The 1,463-nt window shown below is 72.9% G+C and carries 1 protein-coding gene and 1 pseudogene; one reads left to right on the forward strand and one right to left on the reverse strand.

The window, feature by feature from the left end; genetic code table 11:
• The coding region (locus tag G6027_RS08335) for an oxygenase MpaB family protein (protein ID WP_182636766.1) at window positions 1-1,093 on the forward strand (1,093 nt) is incomplete at its 5' end.
• Here G6027_RS08335 and G6027_RS08340 read toward each other — a convergent pair.
• Window positions 1,090-1,463, reverse strand: a pseudogene (locus tag G6027_RS08340) (hypothetical protein); the annotation flags it as partial. The gene G6027_RS08335 and the pseudogene G6027_RS08340 sit on opposite strands and share 4 nt — an antisense overlap.

The raw sequence follows: 1,463 nt of genomic DNA on the forward strand, positions 1-1,463 counted from the left end.
GCCCGCCGAACGCGGGCGGATCGCCGAGGCGTTGATGTCCGGCGACCCCCCGGCCGACGCGGTGCTGGGGGCGATCGAGAGGGGCGAGACCTCCATGGCGCGGGTCCGCGAGGCGCTGAGGTCGGCGGTGGCCGGTGAGTCCTCGCCCCCGGGGGAGCCGGCCGAAGTGGTCGACTTCGTCAGGTCCGTCACCGAGATCCCCGACTGGCTGGACCCCGACCTCGCCGACCACGGTGCCCGGGTCTGCCTTCGCGCCGGGCTGACCGGACAGGATGTGCTCGGTGATCTCGCTCTACTCGGCGGCTACCGGCCGGCGGCCACGACCGAGGTCCTCACCTCGACCGGCCGTCTGACCGGGGAGGGGACATCCACCCGCGTTGCCGAGACCATGGCCTGGTGGCACGCGGTCGCGGCCCCCGGCGGCTGGCGCCCGGGAAGTGCGGGCTGGGAGATGACCGTGCACGTGCGGCTCATGCACGCCCGGGTCAACCGCGTGATGCTCGCCGAGGGGTGGGACACCTCGGCCAAGGGGCTGCCGATCAACCAGGCGGACATGGCCGCCACCAGCGGGCTGTTCTCGGCGACCTTCCTGCTGGGCACGTTCGTGCTGGGAATCCCGCACTCACCCGCCGACGGGCGGGCCGTCATGCACCTGTGGCGCTGGATCGGTCACGTGATGGGCGTGGACTCCGACTTCCTCCACGACCGCCCGCGTCGAGGCTTGCGGGACATGTACCACTTCCTGCGCACCTCCCCGCCGCCCGACGCCAACTCGGCGGTCCTCGCCGAGGCGCTGCTGGAGTCCTACGGACTGACCGACTTCCCCCGGTTCGCCCCGGCGCGCCGCCGGCTCGACGTGGCCAGACACCGCAGCACCGCGACCTACCTCAACGGCCCGGCGGGGATGCGCGAGCTCGGTCAACGGCCCGCGCTGCCGTGGTACCCCGCACTGCTGATCCCGGTGAACCTCGTGACCCACGCAGTGGCCGCGATGTCCCCGACGGTGCGCGGCGCGCTCGAGCGCCGCGGCTACGACAGGATCCGTCGCCAGATCGTCCGCTACTCGCGCCGAACCGTGGAGCCCCTGGCCTAGCTGGACCGACCCGAGAGGTCGGTGCTGTTCCACCCCGGGAGGTCGGTCGAGCGGTCAGGGGACAGGAGCACGGTCTGCGCGAGGTCGCCGAACCTCGCCGCGGCCGAGGGGTGGAAGCCCGTGCCCTGCCCGCCGTCCAGCACCACCGCGAGCGCGGCGTGGACCCGGATCCGGGCCGTCGCGTCATCCACGGTCGTTTCCGCGGGCGCCGCGTCGCGGACCAACCCGGCCCAGCGTTCGAGCTGTCGCAGCTGGGACCGGCGGATCCGCCGCCTGTCATCGGGGTCCAGGGTGCCGAGTTCGGAGTGGTAGAGCATGAGCTCGGGTCCGTGGGAGAAGGCGATGGAGACGTACTGGTCGAGCAGGTCGA

This window comes from Dietzia sp. SLG310A2-38A2, from assembly GCF_014145095.1.
Taxonomy (GTDB): Bacteria; Actinomycetota; Actinomycetes; order Mycobacteriales; family Mycobacteriaceae; genus Dietzia.